Source organism: Streptomyces sp. WZ-12 (assembly GCF_028898845.1).
Lineage (GTDB): Bacteria > Actinomycetota > Actinomycetes > Streptomycetales > Streptomycetaceae > Streptomyces.
Genome location: NZ_CP118574.1, coordinates 8,784,707 through 8,799,891 on the forward strand (window position 1 = coordinate 8,784,707; position 15,185 = coordinate 8,799,891).

The following is a 15,185-nucleotide window of genomic DNA, read 5'->3' on the forward strand; positions in this document are numbered from 1 at the left end:
GGCCCAGAGTGGTGATCATGAAGGACGCCAGCCCCACCCGGTCGGAGACCATCCGCCTGCCCCGCGTTGCCACCCCTCGACATCGCGGCGCCGCCCTCGCCGACCGGCTGCCCGGGCTCGCCCTGGCCGCTGCCGTCGCCCTGGTCGCGACCGTGCTGGGGCGACTGGCGCCCGTGATCGGCGGACCGGTGATCGGAATCGTGCTGGGTGTGCTGGTGGCGGTCCTGGCGCGGCCCGGCGACCGGATGCGACCGGGCATCGCCTTCGCCGGACGCGGAGTGCTCCAGACCGCGGTGGTGGTACTGGGCGCGCAACTGTCCTTGGGGCAGGTGCTGCGGGTCGGCGTCGGCTCGCTGCCCGTGATGGTCGTGTCCCTCGCAGCCTGCCTGACGGCGGCGTACTTCATCGGACGCCGCCTCGGCGTCGTCCGCGACCTGCGCACCCTCATCGGTGTGGGCACCGGCATCTGCGGCGCCTCCGCGATCGCCGCGGTCACGCCGATCATCGGCGCGGCCGAGGCGGAGGTGGCCTACGCCGTCTCCACGATCTTCGTCTTCAACGTGGCCGCGGTGCTGGCCTTCCCCGTCCTCGGGCATCTGCTGGACATGAGCCAGCACGCCTTCGGCCTGTTCGCCGGCACCGCGGTCAATGACATGTCGTCGGTCGTCGCCGCAGCCACCACCTACGGCAGCGGGGCAGCCGACTATGCGGTGGTGGTCAAGCTCGCCCGCACGCTGCTGATCATTCCGATCTGCCTCGGCCTCGCTGCCCTCGCCCGCCGACGCACCCGGCTCGCCGACGGCGGAGCAGCCGGTTCGGGGCAGGAGCTTCCCGGCCCGGTGCGGGTCGGCCGGCTGGTGCCGTGGTTCCTCGCCGGCTTCCTCGTCCTGGCGGCCGTGAACACCGCCGGCCTCATCCCCTCCACGGCGCACGGCCCGCTCAGCACACTCGCGGTCTTCCTGATCACCGTCGCTCTCTCCGCGATCGGCCTGTCCACCCAACCCTCCAAACTGCGCCGAGCCGGCGCCGCACCACTGCTGCTCGGGGGCTGCCTGTGGCTGGTGGTGTCCGTCACCAGCCTGGCCACCCAGTACCTGGTCGATCATCTGTAACCGCCGCGCGCAAGGACGCGCGAGCCAGCTCGACCTTCGTGCCGGGATGGGGTCCGGTTGTCCCAGGCGTCCAGGCATCGGCCGGAGGCAGCGGAGGCAGGGCTACCGTGCAGAGCCCGTAGTGCCGGAGTGCGCAGTCACCCGGTAGAGCACCGTACCGCCGGCCGGTACGGTGGCGCTGATGGTGCCGTCGGCGCTCACCGAACTCGTGTGTGTCCAGAGGTCGTTGAGCGCGTATCCGGCCTTGCTCACCGGCAGGCCCACGGCCGCGGCGGTGGTGGAGAGGGTGGCAGGCGCCGAGGTCTCGTTGAACAGGGCCACTGCGACAGCACCGCCTGCCAACGGGCGGCGCAGCACGTCAAGGCCGTTGGCGGTGGCGACGGCGGTGCCTTGCCGACCCAGGCTGTCCTGGTCAACGGCGATGACCTCCTTGTTGAGGTAGACGCTCAGGTCCTGCTGACTGATCGGGAAGCCCGAGCTGCCCGCGGCGGCGGCCGTACGCAGGTCGGCGCCGGAGATCAGTGGTGCGGCAAGCACCGCGGCGGCGGAGAGTTCGGACTTCTCCCGATCGTAGGTCAGGCGCTGCTTGGGATTCTGAGACGCCGAGGCGTAGTTGCCGGTTTCCAGCATGTCGATGTCGTTCCAGGCACCAGGGCCCGCGTACCGCGACTTGTCCAGGTCGGCGTGGATCAGTCGGGTGAGGCCGGCGAACGAGGCGTCTCGGTCGCCGTCGATGCGCCACATGTTGGCCACGCCCTTGCCCCATACCCACGGCGTCTCGCCCTGGGCCGCGGGCTGCAGGGAGAGGCTGAAGACGATCGGGCGACCGGTGGCGGCGAGCGCGTCGCGCATCCGGCCGTCACGCGTCTGCAACGGAAGCCGCTCGTCACCGACCCGTTGAGAAGGGTCACTGGCAAGGCAGTTGTCGTACTTGAGGAAGTCGACACCCCAAGTGGCGAAGGTCCGGGCATCCTGCTGTTCGCGGCCCAGACTTCCGGGGAAGCCCTGGCAGGTGTGGTAGGTCGGGCTCTCGTAGACGCCGAACTTCAGCCCCTTTCCGTGCACGTACGCGGCGAGCGCCGCCAGGCCGTCAGGGTATTTCTGCGGGTCGGGAACGAGGTTGCCGCCCGCGTCGCGCGAGCGTCTCATCCAGCAGTCGTCGATGGTGAGGTACTGGTATCCGGCATCGCGCATACCGCTGGAGGCCATGAAGTCGGCGGTGTCCTTGACGATCTGCTCGCTGGCGTTGCAACCGAAGGTGTCCCAACTGTTCCAGCCCATCGGCGGGGTGTGCGCAAGGCCGTTGCCCGACGCGTGGGCGGGGGTGGTGGTGGCGAGCGGGGAGAGTCCGAGCGCGGGGAGCGCGATGGACAGGGAGAGGAGCAGGCGTGAGAGGGCACGCATCGGGAACTCCGAGGTGAGAGGGAGATGGTGTGGGAGGGCGGCGCAGCGGCTGGCCGGCCGCCGCGCCGCGGAGGTCAGTTCTGGGTGAGACCGGCGAAGTCCGCCTCGCCGCCGGCGCCTTCGCTGTGGGAGCTGGTGAACACACCGACATCCTGAGTGGCGGTCACTCCAGGCAGGCTGGCCGTGGCAATCCGGGTCCAGTCGGTGCCGTTGGTCGAGTAGTAGCCGGTGTACGCGGAGCCGGAGCGGACCAACTTGAGCCAACTCGGGTAGGCGGCGGTGCCGCTGCCCTCGTTGGGCGGGGCGCTGTTGGAGTCCAGATGCCCGCCGCCGGTGCTGTCCCACTGCAGGACGTAGCCCTTGCCGGCGGCCTCGGCGAGGATCAGGTAACCGGGAGACCTGCCGGGCTTGGTGATGTCGTCCCGGACCATGATCCCGGCCTTCGCCCACTCGCTGGTGTTGGCCTGGGCGGTCACCTTGACGACGGTGGTGGAGCCGTCGTGCTCCGCGCCCGGCCGGTAGATCGCGCTGTACTGGTCGGTGTTGCCCCACAAGTCCGCGCCCGCGCCGTCGATGGCGAGCCTGCCGCCCTGCGCGCCGAAGGTGGCCGTGTTGTCGGAGAAGACCTTCAACGGCGCCTGGACCGGGGCGGACAGTTCCACGGGAGTCGGCGCGGTGACCGTCTGTCTGCCGCCCGGCCCGCGGATGGCGGCGGTTGCGGTGAGGGTGGCATGGGTGATCGGTGTGGGGAGGACGGCGGGGGCGGTCACCCGGAACCTGGCGACGGCCTTACCGCCACCGGGCACCCGGGCGAATCGCGTGCGGGTGAGCGGGGTGACGGTCCACCCGGTCGGTGCGTGGACCGTCAGCCGCACATCGGTGGCGGCCACCACACCGTTGTCGGTGACGGTCGGGGACACCGTGGCGGAAGTGCCGGCCGACCAGCCGGACGCGGCGGCGTCGACGACTACGTTGGGCGCATATCCGTCCGGCTTGCCGGTGGGTGTGACCCGGTACATCACCGTCCCGTGTCCGGGCACGAAAGCGCTGATGGCCTTGGCCGTCTCGGTCGTGCGGTGCGTCCACAGGTCCCGCAGGGTGTAGCCCTTGGCGGCCCCCAAGCCGATCGCCGATGCCGTGGTGGAGATGACGGCGGGCGCGGTGTTCTCGTTGAACAAGGTCACCGCGACGCTGCCGTCGGCCAGCGGCTTGGCCAGGACGTCCAGTCCGCCCGCCGTACTGACCGGCCTTCCCTGCCTACCGAGCTTGTCCTGGTCGACGGCGATGACGTCCGTGTTGCCGTAGATCGCCAGGGTGTCGGCGCTCGCGCTGCGCAGGTCGGTGCCGGAGATCAGCGGTGCGGCCATCTCGGCCCAGAGCGAGAACTCGGTGCGGTCCTCGGTCGGCGTCATTCCGTTGCCGACCTCCAGCATGTCCGGGTCGTTCCAGGCACCTGGTCCGGCCGCGGCGGCGTGGCTGACGTTCTGGTGGAAGATGGCGAGCATCCGCCCGTACGAGGCGTCGATGTCGCCGGTGGTACGCCAGAGGTTGCCGACCGAGCCTCCCCAACTCGGCACGTCTTCCTCGCCCCAGTTGCAGAGGCTGTAGACGATGGGGCGGCCGGTCTTGGCCAGCGCGTCGCCCATGGCCTGGTAGCGCCGCCGGGCCGGTATCCCCATGTTGTTGCAGTTGTCGTACTTGAGGTAGTCAATGCCCCAGGCGGCGAAGGTGTTGGCGTCCTGTTGCTCATGGTTGAGGCTGCCGGGGTAGCCGGCGCAGGTCATCGTGCCGGCGCTTTCGTAGATGCCGAGCTTGAGGCCCTTGGCGTGTACGTAGTCGGCGACGCCTTTGATGCCGTGCGGGAACTTGGTCTCGTCAGGGACGAGACTGCCCTTGCTGTCACGGGACTTGCCCATCCAGCAGTCGTCGATGTTGACGTACCCGTAGCCGGCGGCCCGCAGCCCGCTGGAGGCGATCTTGTCTGCGGTCATCTGAACGAGTTGTTCGCTGACGTTGCAGCCGAAGGCGTTCCAGTCGTTCCAGCCCATCGGCGGGGTGAGGGCCAGGCCGTTGCCGAGAGCTGCCGCCGGGGTGGCGGCGAGGGGGACGACCGCGAGCGGTGCCACAGTCAGCGCGGCGGCCATGAAGGCGGCCCACGTCTTGCGCATCAGTTCTCCTGAGTCCGAAGGGATAACGGACGGTCACGGATCTGTGCCTTGCGCAGAGCGCGCCAAGCGAACCAAAGTCAACATAACCAGTCAAGAGAAAACATGAAGCTGCATCATATTCGACCTAATTCGCACAAGATCCCAACTGGGCCGCGAATGTTGCCAGTTGACTAGACATCTTCCATGGCGGGACAACCTGCTGCGCCCAACTGGCAGTGCCCTGTGCGGACTTGTGGCGTGACTCCGGGCGCCTTGCGGTCCAGCTCGCACGGCGGGGCGTCGGTCGGCTGGACGGTCAGTAGTCGGTGTGTTCCCGGAGCGGGACGGTCATTGGGCGAGCAGTCAGCACTGGGGTGGCGAGCCCTCGGCAGCCCCGCTCCGGCGACAGCCTCGCCCACGACAAATTCGCCATGCCGGGCCGCGCTCCTGCCGCGTCGCGCACGCGAACGCACCGCAGTTCGCCGAGAGCCCTCAGCCCAACCCCTGGGCGTGGCGGACACGGTCTCGATCCCTGGCGGACACGCGCGAGGCGGTCGTGCCGCACAGGCTCGTCCTTCCGGTCCGTGACGCACGGTCGGTGGATTCTCACGATTCCCGAACCGCGCGATTCCCAGGCCGCGTGATTCCCGAACCTCGCGATTCCCGGGCCGCGCGATCGCCGGACCGCGCGATTCCCGAACCGCGGGGAACTGTCCGCTTCTTGGCGGCCGGGGGCGTGCGGTGGTCGTCCCCGGCGGTCGGGCCGCGGAGCGGATGTCAACCGTGGGCTATGTCGCTCGGCGGGACGGGGACGAGCCGATAGGTGGTGCCTGCGTCTGCGCCTGTGGGGACCACGCGGCCGGCGGTGGGTGGGGGGAAGTGGGTGCCCAGGACGAGGGTTTCGGCGTCGGCGAGTCTGGTGAAGAGTGTGCGGCGGGTGGCCAGGGCCTGTGCGGGGTCGATGTCGACGCAACTGCCGATGGCCGGGTCGGCGAACTGGACGGGGTGATGGGTGCAGTCGCCGGTGACCAGCGCGGTGGCGCCCCGGCTGCTGATCTCCACCGCGACATGGCCCGGGGTGTGGCCCGGGGTGGGGAGCAGGCGCAGCCCGGGGGCGACCTCGACGCCCTCGGGCGGGACGTCAACGAGATCGAACAGCCCGGCCTCCTCGACCGGGAGTACCGAGTCGCGGAACATCTGCTGGCGCGGCTCGTCCATCGCGTACCCGGCCCAGAACTCCCGCTCGGCTCGGGAGACCACATAGCGGGCGTTGGGGAAGGTGGGGACCCAAGTGCCGCCGTGTTCCCGGGTGTTCCAGCCGACGTGGTCGGCGTGCAGGTGGGTCAGGATGACCAGGTCGACGTTCTCGGGGGCGAAGCCGGCTGCCGTGAGGCGCTGTAGGTAGTCGGTGTGGAGGTCGTGCCAGGCAGGGTTGGCGCGGGTCTTGCCGTTGCCGATCCCGGTGTCGATGAGCACGCGCAGGCCGCCGACGGTGAGGGCGAAGCTGTGGGTGGAGAGGCGGAGGATGCCGTCCTCGTCCGCGAAGTCGGGGCGTAGCCAGTCGTGTTCGTCGATCACCTCCGGTGTGGCGCTCGGCAGCAGCCAGGGGCCGGTCTCCTGTGGCAGGCGGGTCTCGTCGATGCGGTGGACGGTGAGGTCGCCGACGGTCCAGGAGGGGATGGTGGGGCCGGTGTGGTTGGCGGTTTCGTCGGTGGAGGGAGTGCGCATCATGCGTCCTTTCCTTCTCGCTCTTCCATGCTCTGTCGTGGCTGGTCCGTCGTGCCGGAGTGGAGCGGGGCGTGAGCGGAAAACTAAAAGCAATCCGTTTGCGTTAAGTCGAGAGTAGGGCCTATCGTCGGTTAAAGCAAACAGTTAGCTTTTGATTGTGGGCGTGCTCGCACGCCGTGCAACGGAGCAACGGAACGATCAGGAGAAGCCCCTCATGCCTTTGCCCGCCGCCGCACTCACACCTCCGGAGGCCGCCCGTTGGGCCGCGCGCTCCGGGCTTCCGCTGCCCGACGATCGCCACGACGCGGTGGCGGCCGTCGCCGCCCACATCCACTCCGTCGTCTCGACCCTGCGGGAGCTGGATCTCGCAGACGTCCCGCCCGCCGCCTCGTACCGCGTGGGGGAGGAGAAGCCCGATGCAGCCGCATGAACTCTCCCTCGCCGCCGCGGCGGAGGCGATCCGTGCCCAGGAGCTGTCCCCCGTCGAGCTGGTGGACTCCGTGCTCGACCGCATCGAGCAGGTCGAGCCACGGCTTGGCGCCTATGTGACCGTCACCGCGGAGCTGGCCCGCCGCTCGGCGCGCTCGGCGGAACGGGAGACCGCGGACGGCCGGTTCCGCGGCCCGTTGCACGGAATCCCCATGGGGCTCAAGGACCTGATCGATGTCGCCGGCATCGCGACCACGGCCAGTTCCCGGGTCCGCGGCGACCACCGCGCGGACGAGGACAGCACGGTCGCCGCGCGCCTGGCGGCGGCCGGCGCAGTGCTCGTCGGCAAGACCCACACCCATGAGTTCGCCTACGGACTGACCACCCCTCAGACCCACAACGCCTGGGACCACAGTCGGACCGCGGGCGGCTCCAGCGGTGGCTCGGCCGTCGCGGTGGCCGCGGGAGCCGCCGGCTTCGCCCTGGGGACGGACACCGGGGGATCGATCCGGGTGCCCGCCGCGCTGAACGGGATCGTCGGCCTGAAGCCAACGTACGGCCTGGTCCCGCGGCACGGAGTCACCGCGCTCTCCTGGTCGTTGGACCACGTCGGCCCGCTCACCCGCACCGTCGAGGACGCGGCCCTGGTCCTGCCCGCGCTGGCCGGCCCCGATCCGCGCGACCCCGCCTCCCTGGCCACACCCCTCGCCGCACACCTCCCGCCCAGCGGCACCGACCTGACGGGACTGCGCGTCGGCGTCCCCCGGAACTACTTCTTCGACCGGGTCGATCCGGATGTCGAGGCCGCGGTCCGGCGCGCCATCGACCAGTTGGAGACGCTCGGCGCACGGCTCGTCGAGGTTGAGATTCCCCTGACGCGGTATATCCAGGCGACCCACTGGGGGTTGATGGTCCCCGAGGCCACCGCCTACCACGAGCAGACCCTCCGGACCGTTCCCGACCACTACGGCGACGACGTCCGCATCCTCCTCGAAGCCGGGGCGTTGATGCCCGCCGGTGACTACGTACGCGCCCAGCGCGCCCGCACCCTGATGCGGCAGGAGTGGGGGCGCCTGCTGGAAGAGGTCGATGTGATCGCCGCCCCGACCGTCCCGATAGCCGCGGTACCGGCCGGCCAGGAGACGGTCTCCTGGGCCGACGGCACGGTCGAGAGCGTCTCGGACGCCTATGTGCGGCTCTGCGCGCCCGCCAACGTCACCGGACTGCCGTCGCTGTCCATACCGGTGGGCCATGATCGGGCGGGCATGCCGATCGGCATGCAGTTGCTCGGGCGGCCTCTCGGCGAGCCCCTGTTGCTGCGGGCCGGCCACGCCTACGAGCAGTCCGAGCCGGCCCGTGCGCTCGCCCCGGTGGCGGCGTGAGGCCGGGCGGGCGAGGCGTCCGCGCCCTGCGCCCGCTAGACGCAAGAGTTTTGCGTTAGGGGCTTAGGGTGATGGTATGAGTCCCCGACCGATGGTGCGCCCCGGCGGCCGCAGTGCCCGGGTTCAGGAGGCGGTCCACGCCGCCGTGCGCGCACTCGAAACCGAGCTGGGCCGCGACGCGTTGACCGTGCCGCTGGTCGCCGCACGGGCCGGAGTCACCCCGTCGACGATCTACCGGCGCTGGGGTGATCTGCGGGAGTTGCTCTCCGACGTGGCCGTCGAGCGCCTGCGCCCGGAGTCAGCGCCCGAGGACCGCGGCAATCTCGCCTCGGACCTGCGGACGTGGGCAGAGCACTTCCTCGACGAGATGGCGTCGCCACCCGGCCGCGCCTACATCCGCGACGCACTGCTCGGCGACCCGGACGGTAGCAACGCCGGACAGTGCTCCGCCTACGCGGCCGACCAGATCGACATCATCCTCGCCCGGGCCACCGACCGGGGCGAGCAGGCGCCCGACGTCGACGTGGTCCTCGACCACGTCGTGGCCCCGATGATGTACCGCATCCTGTTCCGCCCCGGCCCGCTCGACGCCGAGTACGCCCACGACTTGGTGGCCGGACTCCTCGACGAACGGGCGTAGCGGCAGCCCCTGACCTCCCGGACTTCATGGGAGGTCAGGGGCTGCCGCCCAACGGCCGGATCAGCCGTGGGTCTTGGCGAGAAGCTGCAGGATCTCCTCGGTGGTACCGCGCTCGCCGAGCCGGGGGAAGATCTTGCCGATGCTGTGCTGATGGGCGTCCGCGTCCAGGTCGGTCATGGCATCGGTGGCCAGCGTGAGGTGATAGCCGTGCTCGTGCGCGGTGCGGGCGGTGGACTCCACGCCGATGCTGGTGGCCACCCCCGTCAGTACGATCTGGGTGACGCCCCGACGCCGCAGGTGAAGATCGAGGTCAGTGCCGTAGAAGGCCGACCAGTTGCGCTTGGTGACGGTGATGTCCCCCGCGTGGCCGGCGAGTTCGGGCACGATCTCGTCCCAGCCGGCGGGCGGGGTCTGGGAGTGGCGCGGCTCCTCGGCACGGCCCGGAACGACATCGGCGCCGTCGGGGGCGAAGCTGACGCGGACCAGGACGACGGGCAACTCCCGGGCGCGGAAGGCGTCCGCGAGCCGGACGTTCCGCTCGATCACCTCGCTGAGGGTGTGCGGAGCGCCCGGCACGCCCCGCAGGCCGTTCTGAAGGTCGATGACGACCAGGGCGGTCTTGGGGTCAAGGGTGCTGACGGTCATGGTGGGGTCTCTTCCTCAATACGTGAACTACATGCTGAGTGCGGGTACTTGGGTATTTCGTGTGGTGCGGGATGGGGGTGGTGTGGTGGGTGGTGCGGAGGCGCGGACCTGGGGCGGCCCGGCTGCCGATCAGCGGCCGGCCTCCCGACTCCCCGGAGACGAACCGACGTTGCCAGCATCAGCATCAGCATCAGCATCAGCATCAGCATCAGCATCAGCATCGGTGTCGGTGTCGGTGTCGGTGTCAGCGTCTGCGTCGGCATTCCCGGCCCGACCGATGCGGTGCAGCGAGCGGTCGGCGACGCTCGCCACCAGGAACAGTGCGGCGGCGACGAGCAGTAGCCAGCCGAGGTTGTGCAAGCCATCTGTCGTGGCGCCGTGCCGGAAGAAGGCGGCGTTGGCGGCCGAGGCCGCGAGCGCACCGAGGTAGGTGAAGGTGCGCAGCAGTCCGGCGGACGACCCCATCCGGGCCGGATCGGCCTGGGCGTACAGCGCGTTCTGATTGGCCAGGCCGTTGAGCCCCTGCGGAATGCCGACGACGGCGGCGATGAGCGCCAGCAGCCACAGGGGGCTCGCCGCGTCGGCGAACAACAGGGCCGCACAGCCGACGAGTTGGACCACGGCCCCGACGAGCAGTTTGCCGCGCACCGCGGCGCGCCGGCCGGTGATCGCGGTGATCACCACGGCCACCGCCGACATCGGCAGCAGGAGCAATCCCGCCGCTTTGGCGCTGAGCGAGCGCCCCTCCTCCAGCCACTGAGTGAAGCCGTACAGGAAGGCGTAGGTCGTGGTGTAGGCGAGCAGTTGACGGCCGTAGGTGGCCAACAGTGGGGCGTTGCCGCGCAGGACCCGGAGGTCGACGAACGGCTCGGGCGTGCGCAGTTCCCGCACGGCGAACGCGGTGCCCGCCGCCGCGCCGAGCACCGGCAGGTACCAGGTGCCCACCCGCGGGTCCATCAGGAAGAGCATGAAGGCGGTGAGCGTCACCGCGAACAGTGCCATCCCGGCGACGTCCGTCCGCCGTGCGGGACGGACGCCGCTGACCTCCTTGAGGGTGGCTAGGCGCGGCAGGTGCAGCGCGCCCAGCACCAGACAGGCGGCGGACAGCGGCACGTTGATGCCGAAGATCAGATGCCAGCCGCCCGCGGAGATCAGCAGTCCACCGACGGTCGGGCCGATGACGGCGATGACCTGGCCGCAGACGGACAGTGCGGCGAGGATGCCGCTGGGACTCTTCAGGCCCGTGCGGTCCGACTCGGCGCGCAACAGGAACATCGACGCCGGATAGGCCGCCGACGTACCGAACCCCAGCAGGACGCGGGAGCAGATCAGCACGCCCAAGTTCGGGGCGAACACCCCCAACAGGCCGGCGATGCCCACCAGTGCGGTGCCGATCAGGTACAGCAGGCGGGGCCCGTAGGAGTCCACCAGCCGCCCGATGACCGGTTGGCCGACGGCGGTGGCGAGGTAGAGCGCGGAGACCAGCCAGGCGGTCTGCGCGGGTGGGGCGCCGAAGGACTGCCCGATGGGGATCAGGGCCACGGCGAGCATCGAGGAGTTGACCGGGTTCAGGATCGTGCCCAGGACCATCGGCGCGATCAACTTCCGGTCGAAGCCGGATCCGTCGCGGTCCGCGGTGTGCCGCGATGCGCGCGGGCGTATGGCGGGCCCCGTCATGCCCGGGCTGCCTGGTCCGGCAGCGTCATCGCCTCGATGAGCATGTGGAGTTGCTGCTCTGACTGGAGGCCGTCGCGACTTTTGCTCATGTCCTGCACGCTAAATATGTTCAACCTGGATTGTCAATATTGCCTGATCAAGTGGAGTTGGTGAGGGGTGGTGCTGCGGCCTGGCAAAGGTTGACCAAATGGAAAAGTTGAACTGTTGCACTTTCGTGCTCGTTGGACCTACGGTGAAGGAGGAGGCGCCACACCTGCGCCTGCCGAGGGGCGCTACACCTGCGCCCACGGAAAGGACCCCATGACGACGGACAACCCACGCATCGCGATCATCGGCGGCGGACCCGCCGGGCTGCTCTGCGCGCGCATCCTCCAGAACCACGGCATCGAGCCAACCGTCTACGACGCGGACGACGCCGTGGACTCCCGCGACCCCGGCGGGACGCTCGACCTGCACGCCGACTCCGGCCAGATCGCCCTGGAGGACGCCGGACTGATGGACGCCTTCCGGGCGTTGGCGCGCCTCGAAGGGCAGGCCAAGAGCCGCCGCGACCACCACGGCACCGTGCTCGCCGGGTTCGTCCCCGACGAGGGGGACGCGGCCGCGCCCGAGATCGACCGCGGGCAACTGCGGGCCATGCTGCACGCCAACGTGCGCCCCGGAACCGTCCGTTGGGGCCACAAACTGCTCCGGGCGACACCGACCGACCGCGGGGTGCACCACCTGGAGTTCGCCAACGGCGCGACCGCCGAGGTGGATCTCGTGATCGGGGCCGACGGCGCCTGGTCGGCGGTGCGGCCCCTGTTGACCGATGAGGTGCCGCGCTATCTGGGGGTCGCCTTCCTCGACGTCCGGTTCGACGACGTCGATGCCCGGCATCCCGCGGTCGCCGCGCTCGTCGGCGACGGGCATCTGTTCGCCACCGACGGAGACGGCCGCGCGGTGATCGTCCAACGCAACAGCAACGGCGTGGTCCGCGGCTATGTGGCGTTCCGCGCCCGGCCCGACTGGGACGTCCGGGCCGGCCTGGACCTCGCCGACCGTGCGGCCGTCCGGACCTTTCTGCTAAGGGAGTTCGGCGGCTGGTCAGCAGAGCTGCACCCGCTGCTCACCGACAACGACGGCGACTACGTCCCCCGCTCCTTCTGGGCCCTGCCCGCCCCGTTGACCTGGGACCGCGCCCCCGGCGTCACCCTGATCGGCGATGCCGCCCACCTGATGGCGCCCTTCGGCGGCCACGGCGCCAACCTCGCCCTGCTCGACGGCGCGGAACTCGCACACGCCCTCCATGAGGAGGCCACCGTCGAGGACGCACTCGCCCGCTACGAGGCGACGATGTTCCCCCGCTCCGGAGAACTCGCCGTGGGCGCCAACACCGGGCTGGAACGGTTCTTCGCCACGACCCCGTCGGACGCCCCGCACCTCCCGCCGGACCACGCCCAGGAGCACCGGAACTACCAAGCCAGTGCGGCGGAGTACCGACGCCGACGGGCCGAGGAGCGGACCGCGCGGGGGCGCTGAGGCGCGTGCGGGCGCGGTGACGGGCCGCTGGCAGTGCGGGAGTTGCGGGCGTGTACGTCTCGTCGCCGGTCGGCATGGGTCGGGCTCGGCGCTGGGGAGCGTTGGAGGTCTTGCTCACGATCGCGAATGCGGCATAACGTATCGGAATGGTGCAAAGCGCTGTGAAGGATGTGGACGGCTATCTGGCCGAGGTGCCCGATGAGCGTAAGGACGCCCTGGTCGAGCTGCGGCAACTGTGTCGCCGGGAGCTGACAGGCTTCACGGAGGTCATGGCCTACGGTATGCCCGCATATGAGCGCGACGGTGTCGCCGAGATCGCCTTCGCCAGTCAGAAGCAGTACGTCTCGTTCTACCTGATGCGCAGCGATGTGCGTGAGGCGTTCGCCGAACGGCTGGCGGGGCAGGACATGGGCAAGGGATGTCTGCGGTTCCGCCGGGCACAGGCCATCGACTTCGGTCTGCTGCGTGATCTGCTGCGAGCGACGGCGGCCCGGCCCGGCACAGTCTGCTGACGCTGGGCCCGGCGCTCGACTGCGATCAAGCCGAACGCGCCCCAGCTCGCCAGCCCGCGGCCAACCGCCGCCGGCTAGCTTGCCGCGTCCCGTCGCCCTTCCGACCAGCCCCGTTCGAGCAGGGCGAAGGCGCCGTTGACGGCGGCCTCGGGGTCGGGGCTGCCGTGGCCGAGGTCGCGCGCCTCCAGGGCGAAGTGGGCGAGCGCCCGGCACATCGGGTCGTCGGCGGGCGCGCCGCTCTCCTCGGCGATCACCGCGGCCAGATCGATCTCGTGCTGCATCCACATGTGCCGCGCGTAGGCACGCAACGCCGGGGTGGCGTCGACGAGTTCGAGGAGTTGGACGAAGCGCGGATCGGCGTCGGCGCCCTTGGGGAGCCGGGCGCGCAGGACGTGGTCGCGCAGCGCGCGGGGAATGGACTGCCCGGCCGGCCGCTCGCGCACGGCGGCGAGCAGCGCGGCCCTGATCTCGTCGCCCTCGTCGAAGACCAGCGCTTCCTTGCTCGGGAAGTGCTTGAACAGCGTGGTGGTGGAGACGTCGGCGGCCTCCGCGATGTCCCGGATGCCGACCTGGTCGTAGCCCCGCTCCGTGAAGAGCCGCAGGGCGGCATCGGCCAGCGCCTGGCGGGTGGCGGCCTTCTTGCGCTCGCGGCGACCCAGCGGTGCGTGCTCACTCGCGGTATCGGTCATCTCCCCATCCTATGGGCGGGATGACCAGGGCAAAAAGTTGCACGGTTGAGCCCAGTGTGAGCCCGGGCCGACGTGAAGCAACTATCCGTCTGTGGCGAGCCGTGACCAGTTGGCCCCCGCAGTGTCCTTTGGTGGACATGTCGGGGGCCGGTCCGGATGCGTGGTGGGCTGGTCAGCCGTGCGACTTGGCGAAGGCGACGAGCTCGGCGAACGCCGAAGGCGTGAGGCTCAAGTGCGGGCCCTCCGGGGCCTTGCTGTCGCGGACGGGGACGATGCCACGCGTGGAAACGAGGTTGGTAGCGACCTCCACGCAGGCGCCGCCATTGTTGCTGTAAGAGGATGTGAACCAGCGGGGGGTCTCGGTCGTCACGACAGGATGCCCTTTCGTGCTTTCTCGATCATGGCCACGGAAGCCGCCTGGGAATGCGCGTCGGCCTGCAGTTGATGGTATGCCGTCAACAGGCGCCGCGTAGAAGCGCTTTCCCGTTCAAGATGTCCTCGTTGCGCAGACTCGGCGTAGGTCGCGACCTGGCGGTCCGGAAGCGTCAGTATGTAGAGCGGCAAGTCGAACGGTCGCCCTTCCGCCATGTCGAACGGGGCGATCTGGAGGACAGTGTCCGGGAGTTCGGCGAACTGGACCAGCCTCTCCAACTGTGGGCGCATGACAGCGGGGCCGCCGACGGGCCTACGTAGGCAGCTCTCGTCCAATACGGCCAGGATCAGGGGCGCACAGGGCCGGGAAATCACCTTCTGTCGCTTGGCGACGAGCGAGACCCGCTCATCGGCTTCGTCAGGCGTGATCGCTCCACGTTTGACAGCGCTCTTGGCGAGCGTCGACGCATACTCCGGAGTCTGAAGTAGTCCAGGGATGACGCCGACCTCGTACAGGCGGATCTCTACTGCGTGGCCTTCGTGAGCTACGAACTCCGGGAAGCCCTCCAGCAGCGCACCGCCCCGGGTCACACGGCACTGCCGCTGTAGCTGATCGCCTGTACCAAGTGCCTTGTCAGCACGTGCCGCAAAGTGGGGAGTTGGAGGACGCCGACCAGTTTCGACGGCGGAAATATGCGTGCCGGAGCACCCCATGTGCGCGCCTAGCTCGTCCTGAGTCCAGCCGCGTTCATCCCGCAGCCTGCGTAAGCGCGCGCCAAAGTGAGCGTTGGGCGACTCGGCGGGCTTGAGGTTCTTGCGGTTCACCATGATCTTGCCCAACTCTCCGTACAGATAACGCAAGTTGAAGACTTGCCGACTCTAGGTCAACTTGAGTCGCGACGGTAGCGAAACGACTACCGAGAGCCA

Annotated in this window: 14 protein-coding genes; 6 read left to right on the forward strand and 8 right to left on the reverse strand. The window is 69.8% G+C overall.

From position 1 onward, the window contains the following. The first annotated feature begins 17 nt into the window (after window positions 1-17). Window positions 18-1,112: a YeiH family protein gene (locus tag PV796_RS38570; protein ID WP_274918474.1), complete on the forward strand. Its 1,095-nt coding sequence runs from the start codon at window positions 18-20 to the stop codon at window positions 1,110-1,112. Between the two features lie 102 nt (window positions 1,113-1,214). On the opposite strand, the gene PV796_RS38575 is transcribed toward PV796_RS38570, so the two are convergent. The 3 genes from PV796_RS38575 to PV796_RS38585 all read right to left on the reverse strand — a co-directional run bounded on the left by PV796_RS38575 (window position 1,215) and on the right by PV796_RS38585 (window position 6,391). Then, entirely contained in the window at window positions 1,215-2,516 is a 1,302-nt protein-coding gene (locus tag PV796_RS38575; RefSeq protein WP_274918475.1) for a glycoside hydrolase family 27 protein, read from the reverse strand. A 74-nt stretch (window positions 2,517-2,590) separates the two neighbouring features. Continuing rightward, window positions 2,591-4,684 carry an NEW3 domain-containing protein gene (locus PV796_RS38580; RefSeq protein WP_274918477.1) on the reverse strand — a complete coding sequence of 698 codons (2,094 nt, stop codon included), beginning with the start codon at window positions 4,682-4,684 and terminating at the stop codon, window positions 2,591-2,593. A 756-nt stretch (window positions 4,685-5,440) separates the two neighbouring features. Then, the gene (locus PV796_RS38585; RefSeq protein ID WP_446750710.1) at window positions 5,441-6,391 is read right to left on the reverse strand and encodes an MBL fold metallo-hydrolase; all 951 of its coding nucleotides are present in this window, start codon (window positions 6,389-6,391) and stop codon (window positions 5,441-5,443) included. A gap of 220 nt (window positions 6,392-6,611) precedes the next feature. On the opposite strand from PV796_RS38585, the gene PV796_RS38590 reads away from it, so the two are divergent. The 3 genes from PV796_RS38590 (at window position 6,612) to PV796_RS38600 (ending at window position 8,842) form a co-directional block, all read left to right on the forward strand. Then, the gene (locus PV796_RS38590; RefSeq protein ID WP_274919384.1) at window positions 6,612-6,821 is read left to right on the forward strand and encodes a hypothetical protein; all 210 of its coding nucleotides are present in this window, start codon (window positions 6,612-6,614) and stop codon (window positions 6,819-6,821) included. Then, on the forward strand, window positions 6,808-8,202 hold the full coding sequence (locus PV796_RS38595) for an amidase (RefSeq protein ID WP_274918479.1): 1,395 nt from the start codon (window positions 6,808-6,810) through the stop codon (window positions 8,200-8,202). The genes PV796_RS38590 and PV796_RS38595 overlap by 14 nt, the downstream gene beginning before the upstream one ends. Window positions 8,203-8,278: 76 nt before the next feature. Then, window positions 8,279-8,842: a TetR/AcrR family transcriptional regulator gene (locus PV796_RS38600; protein ID WP_446750657.1), complete on the forward strand. Its 564-nt coding sequence runs from the start codon at window positions 8,279-8,281 to the stop codon at window positions 8,840-8,842. 60 nt (window positions 8,843-8,902) lie between these two features. Here PV796_RS38600 and PV796_RS38605 read toward each other — a convergent pair whose 3' ends face one another. Both PV796_RS38605 and PV796_RS38610 read right to left on the reverse strand, forming a co-directional pair. Beyond that, on the reverse strand, window positions 8,903-9,487 hold the full coding sequence (locus PV796_RS38605; RefSeq protein ID WP_274918481.1) for a hydrolase: 585 nt from the start codon (window positions 9,485-9,487) through the stop codon (window positions 8,903-8,905). Window positions 9,488-9,616: 129 nt separating this feature from the next. Further along, window positions 9,617-11,164 (reverse strand): MFS transporter, encoded by a 1,548-nt coding sequence (locus PV796_RS38610; protein ID WP_274918483.1) that lies wholly within the window; start codon window positions 11,162-11,164, stop codon window positions 9,617-9,619. Between the two features lie 300 nt (window positions 11,165-11,464). On the opposite strand from PV796_RS38610, the gene PV796_RS38615 reads away from it, so the two are divergent. Both PV796_RS38615 and PV796_RS38620 read left to right on the forward strand, forming a co-directional pair. Further along, window positions 11,465-12,685, forward strand: a complete 1,221-nt coding sequence (locus PV796_RS38615; RefSeq protein ID WP_274918485.1) for an FAD-dependent oxidoreductase — start codon at window positions 11,465-11,467, stop codon at window positions 12,683-12,685. Window positions 12,686-12,831: 146 nt separating this feature from the next. After that, window positions 12,832-13,197, forward strand: a complete 366-nt coding sequence (locus PV796_RS38620) for an iron chaperone (protein WP_274918486.1) — start codon at window positions 12,832-12,834, stop codon at window positions 13,195-13,197. 74 nt (window positions 13,198-13,271) lie between these two features. Here PV796_RS38620 and PV796_RS38625 read toward each other — a convergent pair whose 3' ends face one another. The 3 genes from PV796_RS38625 to PV796_RS38635 all read right to left on the reverse strand — a co-directional run bounded on the left by PV796_RS38625 (window position 13,272) and on the right by PV796_RS38635 (window position 15,086). Next, entirely contained in the window at window positions 13,272-13,886 is a 615-nt protein-coding gene (locus PV796_RS38625) for a TetR/AcrR family transcriptional regulator (RefSeq protein ID WP_274918488.1), read from the reverse strand. Between the two features lie 172 nt (window positions 13,887-14,058). Continuing rightward, on the reverse strand, window positions 14,059-14,256 hold the full coding sequence (locus tag PV796_RS38630; RefSeq protein ID WP_274918489.1) for a DUF397 domain-containing protein: 198 nt from the start codon (window positions 14,254-14,256) through the stop codon (window positions 14,059-14,061). Next, the gene (locus PV796_RS38635; protein WP_274919386.1) at window positions 14,253-15,086 is read right to left on the reverse strand and encodes a helix-turn-helix domain-containing protein; all 834 of its coding nucleotides are present in this window, start codon (window positions 15,084-15,086) and stop codon (window positions 14,253-14,255) included. Before PV796_RS38635 ends, PV796_RS38630 begins: the two co-directional genes overlap by 4 nt. Between the last annotated feature and the right edge of the window lie 99 nt (window positions 15,087-15,185).